The following is an 18,788-nucleotide window of genomic DNA, read 5'->3' as shown; positions in this document are numbered from 1 at the left end:
TGTTAATAAATCTAATTAGTAGTTCTTATATCCCACTTCCTGCAATCTGGCATCCTTTGCCTCAACCTGCTCTTTTAAGTTTTTCGAATACTCTTTCAGGCGTGCAAGTAAATCCGCATCACTGGTTGCAAGAATCTTTGCTGCAAGAATACCGGCATTTGCTCCGCCGTTGATTGCTACGGTTGCTACCGGAATACCGGTCGGCATCTGCACGATACTGTACAGGGAATCTCTTCCGCCAAGAGAAGTGGTGTGCATCGGGATTCCGATGACCGGCATCGGGAAGATTGCTGCGCACATGCCCGGCAGATGTGCTGCCATACCTGCACCTGCGATAATCACTTTAAATCCTTTTTCCTCCGCACTCTTTGCATATTCAAAAAATACATCCGGCTCGCGGTGTGCGGAAATGATCGTCATCTCATAGCTGACGCCCAGCTGGTCTAAGATGTCGGCTGCCTTTGCCATGATCGGCATATCTGAATCACTGCCCATTACAATTCCTACTTGTGCCATTTTAAATATCCTCCTATATGTGAAAAAATTTATGGTTCCATTGCATCCAGCGGCTCATTTAACGGTTCCGTTCCCGGAACGACAAACCGCCCGTTTCTTATAATATCTGTCGTCGTGCCATCTGCACGTACTACTGTAATCGCTCCTAACTCATCATACGGAATCGTAATATCGGTATGACAGTTAAAATATGCTTTTGAAATATCTTCTTTGCGCCGGATCGAAATTTCATTGTCCCTTGCGATGATCGCTTTTCCATCCGGATTGTATGTCATGTTGTCCTCATCGTACGTGTAACAGGTGTCTCCGACCGCAAAATGCGGACCTGTCTTTTCCGCAATCAGAATCGGAAGCTTATCCGCGATCTGATATTTCCGTGCCATCCGGTATGCGGTGGTATTTGTTCCGATTGCAAACTCTCCCATCGGAAGTGTTTTGTGATGGAACAGAATATTGTCCTCTATATACTTGTGGTTTTCATCCTCAGAATCAAAATTTGTACAGGAATAAGCTGTAATTCTTCCGTTTTCAAAATCCAGTTCCAGATTCTTGAAAAGGAATTCCCCCAGATAGACCTGTGTGACGTGCAGCTTTCCTTCTGTTTTCTGCAATACCGGAGATGTGAACACTTCCCCGACCGGAATATTGACATCTGCCACACAGTTTTCAAATGCGGTCTCTTTGGCAGGATCGGAAAGCGGATGAATCTTTACATACAGATCCGTGCGGTTTCCGTTACAGCCTTTGATGTGCACACGGTCCGCCGTATCCAGCACATCAATGATCTTCTGCTGCATATTGCGGTAAAGCATATAATCAAGCGTATTGATATTCACCGTTTCCGCAAAGATTTCTTCGTATTTTTCTCCGATGGACGGAACCGGGTAAGCAATAATCGTAAAACTGCGTTCCTCCCCGTGAATGTAATGATTGATCAGCTGGCTCTTCTCGCTGCGCTCATACACATCGATTTCCCTCTGTTTGTCGGTATAGGTAACGCGCTCCTCTTTCTGCTCCGGCGAAAACGGCTTTGTCCCGAAAATTTCGATCACTGCCGGTCCTCCGTAATTTGGAGCAATCGCTTTGTGTTTTTCCCAGACAGTACGGTCAACTTCGAGTCCCCGCTCGATGAGTGCCTTATCCAGCCACAGCCCGCGGTCCTCTTTGTGATCGTAAGTAAACTGCTTGTTCAGGGAAATAGAGTACGGACGCAGCACCGGCTGCAATCCGATCTTTTTAAAATTGTGTACGGCGGCGCGTACCATCCGCTCGAATCCCAGCGGATAACGGATCTCCACTACCGACTTTTTAGAAATATCTTTTCCGGTTGTTTCAAATCCGATCCGGTATCCTTCGGTAAATGTATCCGCCATTGCCTGCATCTGCTGCTTTGTCAAGGAATGCAGAAAATGTGCGGACTCCGTCTCATCTTTTCCGATATACAGACCATAACGGTACAGATATGCCGGATGATCCAGCTCCGCTTCCATCACGATCTGGGTGAAATAATCATATTCCGGATCGATCAGTCTGCAGATCGCATCCGCATTAAAAATTTCTGTGTAATCATGCATAAAAGAATAAATGCATTTTCTGATCTCGTGCACATTCAGATTCTGTGCATCCTCAAAACAGTTGTAAATTTCCACAAACAGTTCCGCATAAATACACAGATAACGGATATTTCCTTCCATACAGCTGGTATAAATTCCATGCAGTCTGGCATCCAATGCCGAGAGCAGCGGTCCGTATTCCCAGCCCATCTTACTGACGGCATATGCCGGGTTTGCATAACTGTCCGCATAATCTTCCTGCACATCCAGATACAGACGGCGATTGATCTTTTTCCCTTCCAGCGTGGAAATTTCTGCCAGTTTTCCACTCAGGGACGCTTCTGCTAATTTATACAAAACCAGAAACAGTTCCGACATTTCAAAGAAATATCCCCGGTACAGTTCTTCCACACTGGAGGCTTCCTCCTCGCTGACCGCCTCAATGCGCTCCATCACAAGTTCCAGCCGTTCCCAGTATTCCTCGTTATTTTTGTGATTGATCTCTCTAAAGCTCATAGTTTGTTTCCTTCTTATAATTTTTAGCTCAAAAATCCCCAGATATAGGTTCCGATCCAGCATACCATATCCAAAAGGGTCAGTCCTAGTCCCAGTCTCGGAAACAACTGGAAGGAATCTTCTTCCCGCAGACTTTTGGCTGCGATGACAAAAACAACAAATGTTGCGATCATCGCAACGACTCCTGCGCTCCCATAATAAGCAGACAGCGAACCGCCTCCCTGAAAAGCAAGCTTCAGGAACACAAGATACCATACCAGAAGAGCAAGTGCTAATACCGTGGCCAGTATTCCCTGTCTGGAATGTTTTTTCTCGGTAAACTTATAGCCACGTCTTCTCCGGTTTCTCATATGTGTCTCTCTTTCCTACAACCTTTTTGCTTATTTGCATCCATACTGCTCATAATAAGCATCAATGGCTTTCTTGATCGTGTCATCAATTACAATTTTACCCTGACATTCCCGATTATATAAATGTTCTACCACTTCTTCCATGGTAACAATGGCCTTTCCCTCAAATCCATACTTCTCATGGATCTCGTCGAGCGCACTCTTGACACCGCCCTGTCCGACTTCCATACGGTTTAAGCTGACCATAAGCCCAACGATTTCCACGTCTGCAGCACCGCGTACTTTTGGGACCGTTTCCTCCATGGACTTGCCGGATGTTGTCACATCTTCGATCATAACGACACGATCTCCATCCTTTAAACTGCTTCCTAAAAATCCGCCTTTGTCTGCCCCGTGATCCTTGGCTTCCTTGCGGTCACTGCAGTAACGGATCTCTTTTCCGTACAATTCACTGAATGCAATTGCGGTAACAACAGCCAGTGGAATTCCCTTGTATGCCGGTCCGAATAACACATCAAAATCATCCCCGTAACTGGCGTGGATCGCCTTTGCATAATACTCTCCGAGTTTCTTTAACTGGGAACCTGTCACGTATGCACCTGCATTCATAAAAAATGGCGATTTTCTTCCACTCTTCAGTGTAAAATCGCCAAATTTGAGAACATCACTCTCTACCATAAACTCAATGAACTCACTCTTGTAACTTTCCATTGTATACTTTCCTCCTGTATCAAAAGGCATTCTGCCCTTGTTATTTCGCAGTTTTCTATTAAATTTTAGCATACTTCCGGTGGGTTTTCAATGCGCGAATCATAAAAAGAAACAGCATCCCCAACCCTGCGAGGCGATCCGCCCCGCAAAGTTTCGGATGCTGTTCTTAAATACGGATCCGGCTGTTATTTAACGGTTACTTTTACTGTGTTGCGAGGAACTGACCAGCATTACCACAGATCTGCGTAACTCTAATCAGGCAATTTCAGATTCCGTACAGACAATTTCCGCAGTTTCTGAAGAACTGACCGCCCATGCATCCGAAACAATGGATGCAGAGACCGTAAACACACAGATTCTGGAAAACATTGCTGCCAAAATGAAATCCCTGGTACAATATATTCAAAAACAGTAAGCAGTTACCATATCTTTATTCCGAAACGGCACCGATTAGTTCTTTGATATCGCTCACATGATATTTTTCCATGTAGCGCTCAATCCCTTCTACAATTTCCATGGTCACTGCCGGATTCTGGAAATTGGCGGTGCCGACAGATACAGCTGTCGCACCCGCCAGTATCATCTCAATCGCATCTGCAGCATTCATAATTCCTCCCATTCCAATGATCGGAATCTTTACTGCCTGTGCCGTCTGATAAACCATACGCACGGCTACCGGATGAATGGCCGGACCGGACATTCCACCGGTCTTGTTTGCAAGAACAAATTTTCTCCGGTTAATGTCAATCTTCATTCCCGTGATCGTGTTAATCAAAGACAGGGCATCCGCACCACCTGCTTCCGCTGCACGCGCCATCTCTGTGATGTCTGTGACATTCGGACTCAGTTTCATGATCACCGGCTGTTTTGCATACTTTTTCATTTCCTTTGTGATTGCTTCTACCGCTTTCGGATCCTGTCCAAAAGCAATTCCACCCTCTTTTACGTTCGGGCAGGAAATATTGATTTCCAGCATGTCCACCGGCTCTTCTGCCAGCCGTTTTACCACTTCCACATATTCCTCTGTCGAGTGTCCGCATACGTTTACAATAATTTTAGTATCATATTTTTTCAGGAATGGAATATCTCTCTCACAGAACAAATCAATTCCCGGATTCTGCAATCCCACGGCGTTGAGCATCCCGCCATAGACTTCTGCCACACGCGGAGTCGGATTTCCCGGCCACGGTACATTTGCCACACCTTTGGTAACCACCGCACCAAGCCGGTTTAAGTCTGTAAATTCACTGTATTCTGCTCCGGAGCCAAAGGTTCCGGATGCCGTCATTACCGGGTTTTTTAAGGTAACACCACATAATTCCACACTTGTATTCATTACAGATCCACCTCCTCAGCCAGAAATACCGGCCCTTCTTTACAGATTCTCTTGTTTTTCACATTGGAATGTGCATCTTTTTCTTTGGAATCGCACACACATGCCAGACATGCACCGATTCCGCATGCCATCCGTTCTTCCATGGAAATATAACAGGTCATGCCCTGCTCTGCTGCATATGCTTTCAATGCCCGCAGCATCGGTGTCGGTCCGCACGCATATATTACATCTGCATTTAATTTATATTCTTTGATGGCATCCAGCACATTTCCCTTTGCACCGACACTTCCATCTTCCGTTGCCACGTAACAGTCTCCCTGTTCTTTAAATTCATCCAGAAGAAACGTCTGTGCATCCCGGTATCCCATCACACTGACAAATTCACAGGTGCCGGCAGCCTTGATGCTCTTTGCAAGTTCAAGCATCGGAGGAATTCCGATTCCTCCGCCGATCAGGAAAGCTTTCTTTCCCGGCTCCACGGTAAATCCGTTTCCAAGCGGTCCCAGTACCCGGATCGTATCGCCCGCTTTTAACCGGGAGAATTCTTCCGTTCCGGTTCCTTCTCCCGTTACCCGGTATACCAGACGAAGTGTTCCTGCCTCTGCATCAATCCCACACAGGCTGATCGGACGTGGCAGCAGTTTGCTGGCATCATTACTGTACAATGATACAAACTGTCCTGCCTTTGCATGTCCTGCAATATGCTTCGTCTGGATTGTCATGTCATAGATATCTTTTCCGATGCACTGCTGCTTCAGCACCGTAACATTTTCCTGAAATTTTTCACTCATAAAATCCAACTGTCTCCCTTTTGTAAAATCACGACTTTATTTTTATCTCTGTGCAAGTGCTCCGGATATGTCTGCGATCATATCTTTGACTGCCAGACGGGAGGCATCTGCAAAGTTCTCCTCTGTAATGCCCTGTTCCTTATACTTGTCCTGTTTGTAAGCACAGATGATACCACGGGAAGAGTTTACAATTGCTCCTAATCCATCCTCATTAAAGAAATGTACCAGATCCTTGCCCTGTCCTCCCTGTGCACCATAACCCGGTACCAAAATGAACGATTTCGGCATCACTTTACGAAGGATTTCCCCCTGCTCCGGATACGTTGCTCCGACAACTGCTCCAACATAGCTGTAGGAATCTCCCATACATTCGCTTCCCCACTCTGCTACCTTTTCACCAACCAGTTCATACAGCGGACGACCGTCGATCAGACGATCCTGGAACTCTCCGCTGGATGGATTGGAGGTCTTTACGAGAATAAAGATTCCTTTCTTTTCTTCTTTGCATACATCCACAAACGGCTTGATACCATCGGTTCCCAGATATGGATTTACTGTAGCAAAATCCTCATTAAAACCGGTATATGTTTTGCTTCCGATCTGTACTTTTCCGAGATGTCCGGTCGCATAGGCTGCGGATGTGGAACCGATATCCCCACGCTTTACATCTCCGATCACAACCAGATCTTTCTCGTGACAGTAATCTACCGTCTTCTGGAATGCCGCTACACCGGCCACACCAAACTGCTCATACATCGCGATCTGCGGCTTCACTGCTGGAATCAGGTCGTATGTTGCATCGACAATAGCTTTATTGTACTGCCAGATGGCTTCTGCTGCTCCCTCTAACGTCTCACCGAACTGAGCGAACGCTGCTTTTTGTATGTGCTCCGGCACATAAGAAAGCATCGGATCGAGTCCCACAACGATAGGTGCGTTGGTCTTTTTAATTTTTTCTACTAATTTGTTGATCATGTGATTGATTTCCCTTCTTAATTTATTACTTATTTAATTCATTAAATACAACTTCGCCGTCACAGATCGTGCACTTTACACGTCCCGTAACTTCTTTCCCGTCAAACGGTGTATTTCTTCCCTTGGAAGCAAATGTGTTTTTGTCAATGCGGTAGGTTTCCTCTGGATCAAAGATCACGACATCTGCCGCTTTTCCCGGCTGGATATCTCCCTTATCAATACCGACAATCTGTGCCGGATGGTAACTCATACACGCTGCCATCTGCATCGGCGTCAGATATCCACCGAGTACCAGTTCATTATGCGTAAGACATGCGGCGGTTTCCAGTCCGACAATTCCAAACGGTGCTTCCTGCATCGAACGGTTTTTATCTTCAAATGTGTGTGGCGCATGGTCTGTGGAAATCACTTCCATAATGCCATCCCGCAGTCCCTCACGCAGTGCTTTCACGTCTTCCTTTGTGCGGAGTGGCGGATTCATCTTGTAATTGGTATCCGCTTCTTTCATATCGTCTGTGGACAGCGTAAAGTGATGCGGACACACTTCTGCCGACACCCGGACACCTTCTTCCTTTGCCACTTTTACCATGAGCACGGAATCCTTTGTGGAACAATGACACAGATGAAGCTGTGCCCCGGTATCTTTTGCCAGAATAATATCTCTTGCAACAATCACATCCTCCACGGAATTGGTAATTCCCGGAAGTCCCAGTTCTTTTGCCTTTGCATCGGCATTCATGACACCTCCGCGTACCATATGGATATCTTCGCAATGGGCAAGTACCGGAATGCCCAGACGCGCTGCTTCAAGCATACCGTCCCGATACAAAGCGGCATCCATGACAGATTTTCCGTCCTCGCTGATTGCCGGACTTCCTGCCTTAACCATTCCTTCAATATCCGCAAGTTCTTTTCCCTGCTGTCCCTTTGTCACCGCACCAACCTGCAGGACATGAATACAGCTCCCGGATTTTGCTTTGTTGTGCACATAATTGACAATATCCGGATTGTCTGCTACCGGCTTTGTATTCGGCATGGTCAGCACTGTCGTATATCCACCATGCGCAGCGGCCTGCATCCCGGTATAAATATCCTCTTTCTGTTCAAATCCCGGATCGCGGAAATGTACATGCATATCAATAAATCCCGGCATCACATAACATCCGTCCGCATTGATCACACGTTCGGCTTCTTTTTCCGGAAGTTCTTTTCCAATCTTTTTTATCTTCTGATCTTCGATCAGGACATCTGCCACCTCATCCATCTGTGTTGCCGGATTGATGACATGTCCCCCTTTAATTAAAATGGTCATTCTTTTTCCTTTCTTTTAACGTTTCACAGCAACAGATCCCGAAAAATTCCCACAGATCCGAATACCCTGCGTTGTCTTATAAGCGCGTACTTTATAATATACCGACTTCTTTGAGGTTGTCTTAATTTTGTACTTTGTGGACGTTGTAGCTGCAATCTTTTTATAAGTTCCGTTCTTGCTGGATGCCTGATAAATTTCATACCCTTTCGCACCTGCCGTTTTGCCCCAGGAAATACGCACTGCATTTTTTGCACAGCGGACCGCTTTTATATTCTCTACCGCACCGATACTTGTCCCTGCATTATCCGCATATGCCTTGATACAGATGTTTCCGATTCTTCCACCGTAACTGGTGCTTACATCCGCCACATCTTCCCAGCTGCCACCGCGATAGAGGAAACTCTGATTATAATCACAATATACCCGGCTGGTTAAACTGCTGTCACTGACTGCATATTCCATATCGAGTCCGGCACCGCTTTTCTGCAGTTCTACCACAACCGCATAGTAAGTTCCCTGAGGTACGGATACCGCTTTATTCAGCCTGATGGTATGGGTTCCGGCATACGTTGTTGTACCGGACACCTTTGCTGCAAGTATGCCACTTTTAGGATTATGCAGGTTTGTCAGATTCGTATATACACGGATCGTATATGGAACATTCGCATCTTTGGAAAGGGAAATTGAAACTGCTTTCACCAGTTCATTATCTGCCTTTTTTGCCCTGAAAATATTCGCTGAAGTCGAAATTCCAAGCAGTTTTCCCACATCTGCCCCACCATCATACTGATAATTATAATCATAATTATCCGCAGACTCAAAATCAAAAATCCATGCAGCATCCTCGACGGATTTATCATAATAAGAAAGCCAGAAATAACTGTTGATATTGTTTTCTGTCTTATCCGACCAGCTGTTCCTGCAAAGCCATGCTCCGTCTCCTGCCGGTTTATTTGTAAACGAAGATGCCGGAAAATTATCATCCCAGCCCACAATATTTACTGCATGGTTCGATGCAACACTGCTTGTCGGGCAGTAATAGGTTGCCACATTCTCTCCGGTCTCTGCATAGACTGCCGATCCCGCATAACTGGCCGTTCCGTCCATATACAGTCCCAGCCCGGCAGATCCGTGCTGCATAATCTCACGTTTCACCTGGGTAGCATTTTTGTGAATATTAATAATATATACATTCTGCAGATGTGCCACATCCTGATCAAAAGCGTAGCTTTTTGCCAGTGTCGTGGTGGTCGGTGCCAGAGCGTACGGTACACGGTTCTCGTCCGTCACCCCTTCCCACTGCAGAAGCGTCCGGCTCGCGAAATCCAGATTTCCGCCCATGGTCAGATAATTTTTATGGTTCATAATATTTAAAGAGTCGCCAAATGTTCCACCCAGCGGGTCTTCTACATTATTATAAGTAAAATAGGCAAGCTGCAATTCACTCAGATCAATACTTTTGTCTGCCGTCTGATTGTCTGCAATCAGATCAAACTCCGCAAGTCCGATTGCGGAAAATGCCCAGCACGTATCATATTTTCCCTGATCACGCACGCCAGGATAGCGGATCGTAAGTTCCGACAACTTGTTCATATAGGCGGACGGCACTGCTTCTGCCTTTTTCAGCCTGGATTTTGTTTCTTTTACCACCGGAACATTTTCACTTTTGGGTGACTCTGTGTATCCGCCGGTTTTCTGGGCATAAACCCGTTCCTGCATTCCCGGAACAGCAGTTATGACAACTGCTGCAGAAAGCAAAAATGCTGCAAGCCTTCTGGTTTTATTTTTCATTTTCTACCTCTTTCTTATCGTCAGGTTTTTTCTTTCCATTATAAATATGAACCAGCTGCACTGTCAAACATTTTGCGCAAAAAAGGCACTGATTATCAGTGCCTCTCTTCCCGTTTATTTTGCCGCAATGACATCTGCCATATCGTAATGTCCTGCAGGCTTTCCTTTTAAGAATTTTGCTGCTTCCACCGCACCCTTTGCGAATACTGCTTTGGAATATGCCGTATGCTTAAATTCAATTACCTCATCCTGTCCGGCGAAAATCACTTCATGCTCTCCGACAATGTTGCCTCCACGAACCGCAGATATTCCAATTTCGTATTTATCCCTCTTCTGGCGCTTCTGGCTTCGGTCATAGGTATAGGTATATGCCTCATCCAGTGCCTCATTCATGGAATCCGCCAGTGCCAGTGCCGTGCCGCTCGGTGCATCCAGCTTCTGGTTATGATGTTTCTCTACGATCTCCATATCAAACCCTGCCGGTGCGAACACCTGTGCCGCTTTTTTGAGCAGTTCCATCAGAGTATTGATTCCGAGAGACATATTTGCGGATTTTAAAATTGCAACTTTTTCGTATGCTTTTTCCACATCGGCAAGCTGCTGTTCGGAAAGTCCTGTCGTACAAAGCACGATCGGAATCTGTTTTTCCACACCATATGCAAGCAGCGCATCCACTGCTTTTGCATTGGAAAAATCAATGATTACATCCGCATCCACCGTACACTCTTTCAGACTGGCAAATACCGGATAATCATTTTTGATTCCATCATAAGTATCAATTCCTGCAACAATCTCAATGTCCTCATCCTGCGCACAGATTCCTGTGATACACTGTCCCATCTTCCCGTTGCAGCCATTCATGATCGCTCTTGTCATTTTCTTTTGTGCCCCCCTGATCTATGCTAAAATTCCATAATTTTTCATTACTTCTGCAAGTTTCTTTGCATTAGCCTCGCTCATCTCACAGAGTGGGGAACGAAGCGGTCCTACTTCCATACCCATCAGGTTTAATGCCTTCTTAACCGGAATCGGATTTACTTCGGAAAACAGTGCATCTACCAGAGGAAGTGCCTCAAGCTGCAGCTTTCTGGCAGTTTCGATATCTCCCTTGAAGAAGCTGTCGCACATTGCATGTACTTTGCCCGGTGCCACATTGCTCCATACCGAAATAACACCGACAGCTCCGATGGACATCAGTGGTACGACAAGTCCATCTTCTCCGGAATACAGATCCAGTTTTCCGTCGGTAAGTGCCATCGTCTTGGAAGCCTGTGCCAGATTTCCGGTTGCCTCTTTTAATCCTACGAGATTACTCTTGGTGCGAACCAGTTCTGCCACGGTCTCCGGAAGAAGATTGCATCCGGTACGCCCCGGTACGTTGTACATGATGATCGGGCACTTGGTGTTGTCTGCAATCTGGGAATAGTGACTGATCAGTCCCGCCTGTGTTGCCTTATTGTAATATGGTGTCACAACAAGAAGTCCGTCTGCACCCGCTTCTTCTGCCTCCTGTGAAAGCTGAATGGCTGTACGTGTGCAGTTTGAACCGGTACCTGCCACAACCGGAACACGATGTTTTGTAAACTCGATGGCTGCCTTGATCACATCACGGTGTTCTTCCATCGTAAGTGTTGCGCTTTCTCCTGTCGTACCTGCAATTACGATGGCATCTGTACCACCGTCAATCTGCTGGTTAATCAGTTCCTCAAGTTTATCATAATTAACTTCCTCATTGTTCTTCATTGGTGTCACGATTGCGACTCCGGCTCCCTTAAAAATTGCCACTGTTTTATTCTCCTTTCTAAATAAAAAAACCAGCTCAAAACGAGCTGGTCAATCTAACCTTTTTTAGATCTGATAGCTCTCCATCCACGCTCATACGCTTCTGACAGTCATACGATTATTCACCGCATGCCCAAAAACCAGACTGCAGTCATCCGGTTCTTTCGGCGCTTTCCCCTTTTACCTGCATTCGACTGTGTCTGCCACATCCAACAGGCTACTCATGAATTACGCGACCTCTATCCCATGTATTTCTTTCATTCTACCACCACCGGCATAGTCTGTCAATCTATTTCTCCGGTGCGATATTATAAACCTCGTCTGCTGCCTCACGGATTTTTTCATCCAGAACGCGTCCTGTGCAGACCAGAGTCATTTCTTCCGGCTTTGCGGCAAACAGCTCACCGATTTCTTCAGGGCTTATCACCTTTTCGTCCACAATTCCAAGTACCTCGTCTAAGATTAGCATATCACAGGCACCTGTCGTAACGACTTTCTTTCCGTAATTGAATCCATTGCGCAGATTCATACTTTCTTCCTGTTTTGCCTCCTCGGAAAGTGCCTCAAAACACTCATCCGATTTTGCAAAACGGAATATTTTTATTTCCGGCTCCAGCCGGCTTAAAAATGTCAGTTCGTTTTCATTTTTTCCCTTTAAGAACTGAATGATAATGACGCTTTTTCCCTCGCTGGCAACCCTGATTGCATTTCCGATCGCCGCGGTCGATTTACCATGTCCCTCTCCATAATAAACCTGAATCACTCCTCTGTCCATTTCAGCCTCCATGATATCTCTTAACCAAATGAAATCCTATGTAAGATAACACAAAAGCGTCAAATAATCAAGTCTACTCCAGGAATTCAATCTTGCTGACGGATACCTCGTAAGCAACCCTCTGCTCCACCTGTGTCTCACTGACTTTCTTTACATACTCGCGGCTCTGGATTCTTCCCCAGATCTGCACATGTGATCCGACCTCGAATCCGGACGCAAATCTTGCATTTCTGCCCCAGCAGATGCAGGGAATATAGTCCGATTTGCCATATGACCGGTTGACTGCGACCAGAAGATCCGCGATCTCCCTTCCCAGAGGTGTTTTTCGGTATACCGATTCCTTACAGATAAATCCATCCAGAAAAATCTGGTTGGCTGCATTTTCTTCCTCAAACTGCTCGACCAGTTCAAACTCCCTCGCAAAAACCGATAACACCAGACGGTTTTTATGCTCCTCATGCCGGTTGAATGAACGGAACTGTCCTGTAATATAGACGCATTTTCCCTCCGCACTCTCCTGCACATTGACCAGACGCTCCGATACCATCACCGGAATATAATCGACGAAACTGGACAGGCGGTGGACAGATACTTCCACCATATAAAATCCTTCCCCATATACCTCGTGACTATACGAAAAGTCCGATACAATTTCTCCCATAATAGTGACCTGATTGTTTTCACACATTTTATCTGCCATGAATACTCCTTCCTTTTGTGGAAATTTTTGATAGGCTTCTGTTTTACCATTTAATGGTTGGTAGAAATCATCAAACCTTGTCGATAAGGCCGGCGAAAACTATCTAAAACGCTTAAATCGCCGGTGTACGTTGAAAAAAGCTTGCGAAATCAGCTTTTTATGATAAAATAGGATAGGTTATTTATGTAAAGTTAAACAATATTAAAAAGAAGGTTAAATTTATGGTAACAACAAGAGACGACATTCGTAATATCGCAATCATCGCCCATGTCGATCATGGTAAAACCACATTGGTCGATGAGCTGTTAAAACAAAGCGGTGTGTTCCGTGCCAATCAGGAAGTACAGGAACGTGTCATGGATTCAAACGATATCGAGCGTGAGCGTGGTATCACTATCCTGTCCAAAAATACCGCTGTATTTTATAAGGATACAAAAATCAACATTATCGATACGCCTGGCCATGCCGATTTCGGTGGTGAGGTAGAGCGTGTTCTTAAGATGGTAAATGGTGTAGTCCTCGTCGTAGACGCATTCGAGGGAACCATGCCGCAGACCAAATTCGTACTGATGAAGGCACTTGCTTTAAATCTCCCGGTTATTGTCTGCATCAACAAGATCGACCGTCCGGAAGCGCGCCCTGCAGAAGTGATTGATGAGGTGTTAGAGCTTTTCATGGATCTGGATGCTTCCGATGAGCAGCTTGACTGCCCGTTCATCTACGCTTCCGCAAGAGACGGATACGCTATGTACAATCTCGACGATGAAAAGAAGGACATGACTCCTCTTTTCGAGACGATCGTAAACTATATCCCTGCCCCGACCGGAGATCCGGATGCCAACACACAGGTTTTAATCAGTACCATCGATTATAACGAATACGTTGGCCGTATCGGTATCGGTAAAGTCGACAACGGTTCCCTGAAAGTCAACCAGGAAGCAGTCGTTGTCAACCATCACGATCCAGACAAACTTGAGAAAGTCCGCATCAGCAAACTGTATGAGTTCGATGGTTTAAATAAAGTAGATGTCAGTGAAGCAAAGATCGGTTCCATCGTAGCCATCTCCGGTATTGCGGACATTCACATTGGAGATACCATCTGTTCTCCGGAAAATCCGGTAGCTATTCCGTTCCAGAAGATTTCCGAGCCGACGATCTCCATGAATTTCATCGTAAACGACAGTCCTCTCGCCGGTCAGGAAGGAAAATATGTCACTTCCCGTCATATCCGCGACAGACTGTTCCGTGAGTTAAATACCGATGTTTCTCTCCGTGTCGAAGAAACCGACAGCCCGGACAGCTTAAAAGTATCCGGCCGTGGTGAGCTGCATCTGTCCGTCCTGATCGAGAATATGCGCCGTGAAGGATATGAATTTGCAGTCAGCAAAGCCGAAGTTCTCTATCACTATGATGAAAACGGCAAAAAACTTGAGCCGATGGAGCTTGCTTATGTTGACGTTCCGGATGAATTTACCGGAGCTGTTATCTCCAAACTGCAGCAGCGGAAAGGCGAATTGCAGAATATGGGTTCCATCGCCGGCGGCTACACCCGTCTGGAGTTTAAGATTCCTTCCCGTGGTCTGATCGGATATCGTGGGGAGTTCATGACCGACACCAAAGGAAACGGTATCATCAATACCATGTTTGACGGATATGAGCCATTCCGCGGTGAGATCGCTTACCGTTCTACCGGTTCCCTGATTGCATTTGAGACCGGTGAATCCGTAACTTACGGTCTGTTCTCCGCACAGGAGCGTGGTACGCTCTTTATCGGACCTGGCGAGAAAGTATATTCCGGTATGATCATCGGACAGAGTTCCAAAGCCGAAGATATTGAGTTAAATGTCTGCAAGAAAAAGCATCTGACCAATACACGTTCCTCTTCTGCTGATGAGGCACTGACTCTGGTTCCGCCTCGCAAATTAAGCCTAGAGCAGGCTCTTGACTTCATTGATACCGACGAGCTTCTTGAGGTAACTCCGGAAAGCCTGCGTATCCGCAAGAGAATTCTGGATCCTACGATGCGCAAGCGTGCTTCCATCGCCAAGAAAAATGCCATGAAATAAATAACAGGCAAAAACATACACTTACAATTACTCCACCTCCATGGTGGAGTAATTTTTTACAGGAGACGTTCCATGGATTTGAAGAATTTTACAAAACATTTGATTTATCAGAGTGCAAATACACAGATCCCGGATAACTTCAGCCGGTTTCAGATTCTGCATCTGGAATATTCGGCTCATGAAAGCGTTGTCAAAACCTATCCGCTTCCGGAAAATGAACATCTGTTTTCCCTGCTGTGGGATATTCATGACGGACATATGCTTTCTGCAACGATTCTGCCCTCCCAGCCCTCGTTCCTTTATGAAAAAGAGTTTACACCCGGCATGCGCACGCAGATGCACTCACACGAATATCTGGAATTGTTTTATATCATTGACGGAGAATACCGGCAGAAAATTCTGGGCAATGAATTTACTTTTCACCGGGGTGAAGTCTGCCTGATCGACAAAAACTGTCTGCATCAGGAAATCATGGAAGGAACTTCTGCCACACTTCTGTTTCTTGGCATTACCAATGTGATGTTTCAGGACATTATGAACCGGCAGATTACAACAGAGCGTATCAGCTCGTTCCTGAAGATGGCACTGATGGAACAGAAATCGCTCCAGCAATATCTGCATTTTCGCCCTCAGGCAGAGGAGGCAGTCTCACAGATGGATGAAACCATAACATCACTTCTTTTGGAATTACAGCGTCATGATGAGGCTTCTCCGATCATCTGTCGGGGACTTCTCCTGCGCATTTTTCGTATTTTAAGTACACAATATGAATTTTCGCTGTCAAAAAAACTGCGACAGAAAATGAACTGGATTTTATATGAAGAAATTTCTGATTATATGAAGCAGCATATGAAAAACATTTCCATACGAATGCTCTGTGAAGAATTCCATTTTCAGGAAGATTATTTCAACCGGTTACTGAAAAACCGGACCGGAATGACTTATACGGAATATCTGCAGCATCTGCGTCTGCAGAAAGCCGAAGAACTGTTGCTGCACACCAGACTGACAATCGATGCGATTGCTGCCGAAGTCGGCTACAAAAACAAAGGATATTTCTACAAAATATTTACGGAACGGCACCGGATGACTCCGGCACAGTTCCGCAAAGAATCCTGTTGATATTTTATTTTATAAATCCCATTTCCAGTCACGGATCTCCGGCATATCAACACCATACTCATGAATGTACTGCTTGTGTTCTACAAGCTTGTCATTCATTTTCTGTGTCAGATAAGCGCCACGATTTCCTAACTGTGGAAGATGCTCAATTACGCTCTTTACCAGATGGAAACGGTCAATCTCATTCTGTACACGCATATCGAATGGTGTTGTGATGGTTCCTTCCTCCTGATATCCGTATACATGAATATTTCTGTTGGTACGACGATAGGTCAGCTCGTGGATCAGTGTATGATACCCATGGAATGCAAAGATGATTGGCTTATCTTTGGTGAACAGCGCATCGTACTCTGCATCTGTCAGACCATGCGGATGCTTGGTGCTTGGCTCAAGTTTCATCAGATCGACAACATTGATCACACGAATCTTAATCTCCGGCATTGCCTTTCTTAAAATCGTAACTGCTGCTAATGTCTCCAGTGTCGGAGTATCTCCACAGCATGCCATAACCACATCCGGCTCCTGTCCCTGGTCGTTGCTTGCCCACTCCCAGATGCCGATACCCTGTGTACAATGCTTTACTGCCTGTTCCATGGTCAGCCACTGCTGTCTCGGATGCTTGGATGTAACAAGCACATTCACATAATCGCGGCTTCTGATGCAGTGATCAAAGCAGGACAGCAGACAGTTGGTATCCGGTGGCAGATAAAGACGTACCACATCTGCCTTCTTATTTGCAATATGATCTAAAAATCCCGGGTCCTGATGGGTAAATCCATTGTGATCCTGCTGCCATACATTGGATGTAAGAATCAGGTTCAGGGAAGCAATGGACTGTCTCCACGGAAGCTGATTACATACCTTTAACCACTTTGCATGCTGTGCACACATAGAATCTACCACACGGATAAATGCTTCATAACTTGCAAAGAATCCATGCCGTCCTGTCAGAAGATATCCCTCTAACCATCCCTCACACATATGCTCACTTAACATAGAATCCATAACACGGCCATCTGTAGCAAGGAATTCATCGGAATCCAGTTTTTCATTGTTCCAGTCACGGTTTGTCTCCTCAAAGACTTTCATCAGACGGTTTGACATTGTCTCGTCCGGTCCGAAAATACGGAAGTTCTTGGAATCCTCATTCAGTTTGAAGATATCACGGACAAATCCGCCAAGTTCTACCATATCCTGTGCCTCAACGCTTCCCGGCGCCGGAACATCAAGTGCATAATCACGGAAATCTGGAAGTCTTAAGTCACGTAAGAGCTTACCACCGTTTGCATGTGGGTTAGAACCGATTCTGCGGTCTCCGGTCGGTGCAAGTGCTTTCAGTTCCGGAATCAGTTTTCCATTCTCATCAAACAATTCTTCCGGATGGTAGCTGAGTAACCACTCTTTTAACATTTCCAGATGCTCCGGTTTGTCCATCATGATCGGAACCTGATGCGCACGGAAAGATCCCTCGATCTGCTTTCCGTCTACAACCTTTGGCCCTGTCCATCCCTTTGGAGTACGAAGTACAATCATTGGCCACTTTGGTCTTGTGGTATCGTGGTTTTCTCTTGCATTCTTCTGGATCGCCTTGATTTCGTCCATAACGGTATCAAGCGTCTCTGCCATCTTGCGGTGCATGGTCATTGGATCATCGCCCTCTACAAAATATGGTTTCCATCCGCATCCATCAAAGAAATGCTCAAGTTCTTCATGAGAAATACGTGCAAGAATGGTTGGATTACTGATCTTATATCCATTCAGATGAAGGATCGGAAGAACCGCTCCATCGCTCTCCGGATTTAAGAACTTATTACACTGCCATGAAGTTGCAAGAGGTCCGGTCTCGGACTCACCGTCTCCCACGATACAGGCAGCAATCAGATCCGGGTTATCAAATACCGCACCAAACGAATGTGCCAGGGAATATCCCAGCTCACCACCTTCGTTGATGGAGCCCGGAGTTTCCGGAGCTACATGGCTGGAGATTCCTCCCGGGAAAGAGAACTGCTTACACAGTTTCTTCAGTCCATCCAGATCTTCTCCGATATTTGGATATACCTCGCTGTAGGTACCTTCCAGATAAGTATTGGCAACAAAGAAGTTTCCGCCGTGTCCCGGGCCGGAAATTAAAATCATATCCTGATCATACTTTTTGATCACACGGTTTAAATGTACATAGACAAAGTTCTGTCCCGGTACGGTTCCCCAGTGACCAACAATCTTTTTCTTTACCTGATCTCTGGTAAGCGGCTCTCGAAGAAGTGGATTATCCAGCAGATATAACTGTGCGGCACCAAGGTAATTGGCTGCGCGCCAGTAGGCATCCATCTTCTTCAGGTAATCTTCGGTTAACGGCTGTTTTTCAACAACATCTGACATCCTGACTGTCCTCCTGTAAAATCATATTATCATTAGATGCCTATATTTTAGGAAATCCACCCATATTCCACAATTTCCTATTCCCATTAATTTTCCAAAAAGTTACCTGTTCC

At 45.7% G+C, this 18,788-nt stretch carries 17 protein-coding genes and 1 riboswitch; of the genes, 2 read left to right on the top strand and 15 right to left on the bottom strand.

Features of this window, described 5'->3' with window-relative positions; translation table 11 throughout:
* Positions 1 to 15: 15 nt before the first annotated feature.
* The 14 genes from purE to DXD06_RS10935 form a co-directional block, all read right to left on the bottom strand.
* Entirely contained in the window at positions 16 to 516 is a 501-nt protein-coding gene (gene purE, locus DXD06_RS10995; protein ID WP_022045164.1) for a 5-(carboxyamino)imidazole ribonucleotide mutase, read from the bottom strand.
* A 29-nt stretch (positions 517 to 545) separates the two neighbouring features.
* A complete protein-coding gene (locus DXD06_RS10990) occupies positions 546 to 2,585 on the bottom strand; it encodes an aminopeptidase (protein ID WP_117831799.1) in 2,040 nt (679 codons plus the stop codon).
* Positions 2,586 to 2,608: 23 nt separating this feature from the next.
* Positions 2,609 to 2,935, bottom strand: coding sequence for a DUF6142 family protein (locus tag DXD06_RS10985; protein ID WP_117831797.1), 327 nt, complete (start codon positions 2,933 to 2,935; stop codon positions 2,609 to 2,611).
* 30 nt (positions 2,936 to 2,965) lie between these two features.
* A complete protein-coding gene (gene pyrE / locus DXD06_RS10980) occupies positions 2,966 to 3,646 on the bottom strand; it encodes an orotate phosphoribosyltransferase (RefSeq protein WP_117831795.1) in 681 nt (226 codons plus the stop codon).
* Positions 3,647 to 3,901: 255 nt separating this feature from the next.
* Positions 3,902 to 4,024: a hypothetical protein gene (locus DXD06_RS17720; protein WP_261291844.1), complete on the bottom strand. Its 123-nt coding sequence runs from the start codon at positions 4,022 to 4,024 to the stop codon at positions 3,902 to 3,904.
* A gap of 52 nt (positions 4,025 to 4,076) precedes the next feature.
* Complete coding sequence (locus DXD06_RS10975) at positions 4,077 to 4,982, bottom strand: dihydroorotate dehydrogenase (RefSeq protein WP_055068733.1); 906 nt, start codon at positions 4,980 to 4,982, stop codon at positions 4,077 to 4,079.
* Positions 4,982 to 5,773 carry a dihydroorotate dehydrogenase electron transfer subunit gene (locus tag DXD06_RS10970; protein ID WP_117831793.1) on the bottom strand — a complete coding sequence of 264 codons (792 nt, stop codon included), beginning with the start codon at positions 5,771 to 5,773 and terminating at the stop codon, positions 4,982 to 4,984. Before DXD06_RS10970 ends, DXD06_RS10975 begins: the two co-directional genes overlap by 1 nt.
* Before the next feature lie 42 nt (positions 5,774 to 5,815).
* Positions 5,816 to 6,748 carry an orotidine-5'-phosphate decarboxylase gene (pyrF, locus tag DXD06_RS10965; RefSeq protein ID WP_117831791.1) on the bottom strand — a complete coding sequence of 311 codons (933 nt, stop codon included), beginning with the start codon at positions 6,746 to 6,748 and terminating at the stop codon, positions 5,816 to 5,818.
* Positions 6,749 to 6,773: 25 nt separating this feature from the next.
* On the bottom strand, positions 6,774 to 8,060 hold the full coding sequence (locus DXD06_RS10960; protein WP_055261805.1) for a dihydroorotase: 1,287 nt from the start codon (positions 8,058 to 8,060) through the stop codon (positions 6,774 to 6,776).
* A 15-nt stretch (positions 8,061 to 8,075) separates the two neighbouring features.
* Positions 8,076 to 9,851 (bottom strand): lectin like domain-containing protein, encoded by a 1,776-nt coding sequence (locus DXD06_RS10955; protein WP_117831789.1) that lies wholly within the window; start codon positions 9,849 to 9,851, stop codon positions 8,076 to 8,078.
* 114 nt (positions 9,852 to 9,965) lie between these two features.
* A complete protein-coding gene (dapB, locus tag DXD06_RS10950; RefSeq protein ID WP_117831787.1) occupies positions 9,966 to 10,727 on the bottom strand; it encodes a 4-hydroxy-tetrahydrodipicolinate reductase in 762 nt (253 codons plus the stop codon).
* Positions 10,728 to 10,748: 21 nt separating this feature from the next.
* Positions 10,749 to 11,636, bottom strand: a complete 888-nt coding sequence (gene dapA / locus DXD06_RS10945; RefSeq protein ID WP_117831784.1) for a 4-hydroxy-tetrahydrodipicolinate synthase — start codon at positions 11,634 to 11,636, stop codon at positions 10,749 to 10,751.
* Between the two features lie 65 nt (positions 11,637 to 11,701).
* Positions 11,702 to 11,883: riboswitch (Lysine riboswitch) on the bottom strand.
* A 39-nt stretch (positions 11,884 to 11,922) separates the two neighbouring features.
* On the bottom strand, positions 11,923 to 12,408 hold the full coding sequence (locus DXD06_RS10940; protein ID WP_117831842.1) for a cob(I)yrinic acid a,c-diamide adenosyltransferase: 486 nt from the start codon (positions 12,406 to 12,408) through the stop codon (positions 11,923 to 11,925).
* 73 nt (positions 12,409 to 12,481) lie between these two features.
* Entirely contained in the window at positions 12,482 to 13,108 is a 627-nt protein-coding gene (locus DXD06_RS10935) for a single-stranded DNA-binding protein (RefSeq protein ID WP_022045175.1), read from the bottom strand.
* Positions 13,109 to 13,329: 221 nt separating this feature from the next.
* Here DXD06_RS10935 and typA point away from each other — a divergent pair, with 221 nt between their 5' ends.
* Both typA and DXD06_RS10925 read left to right on the top strand, forming a co-directional pair.
* Positions 13,330 to 15,174 (top strand): translational GTPase TypA, encoded by a 1,845-nt coding sequence (typA, locus tag DXD06_RS10930; protein WP_117831782.1) that lies wholly within the window; start codon positions 13,330 to 13,332, stop codon positions 15,172 to 15,174.
* A gap of 72 nt (positions 15,175 to 15,246) precedes the next feature.
* On the top strand, positions 15,247 to 16,296 hold the full coding sequence (locus DXD06_RS10925; RefSeq protein ID WP_117831780.1) for a helix-turn-helix transcriptional regulator: 1,050 nt from the start codon (positions 15,247 to 15,249) through the stop codon (positions 16,294 to 16,296).
* A 9-nt stretch (positions 16,297 to 16,305) separates the two neighbouring features.
* On the opposite strand, the gene DXD06_RS10920 is transcribed toward DXD06_RS10925, so the two are convergent.
* Positions 16,306 to 18,675, bottom strand: a complete 2,370-nt coding sequence (locus DXD06_RS10920; RefSeq protein WP_117831778.1) for a phosphoketolase family protein — start codon at positions 18,673 to 18,675, stop codon at positions 16,306 to 16,308.
* Positions 18,676 to 18,788 lie beyond the last annotated feature (113 nt).

The sequence above is a fragment of the Roseburia sp. TF10-5 genome (assembly GCF_003462365.1).
In the GTDB taxonomy this organism is placed as follows: domain Bacteria; phylum Bacillota; class Clostridia; order Lachnospirales; family Lachnospiraceae; genus Roseburia; species Roseburia faecis.
This window is presented reverse-complemented; position numbering and strand designations above follow the sequence as displayed.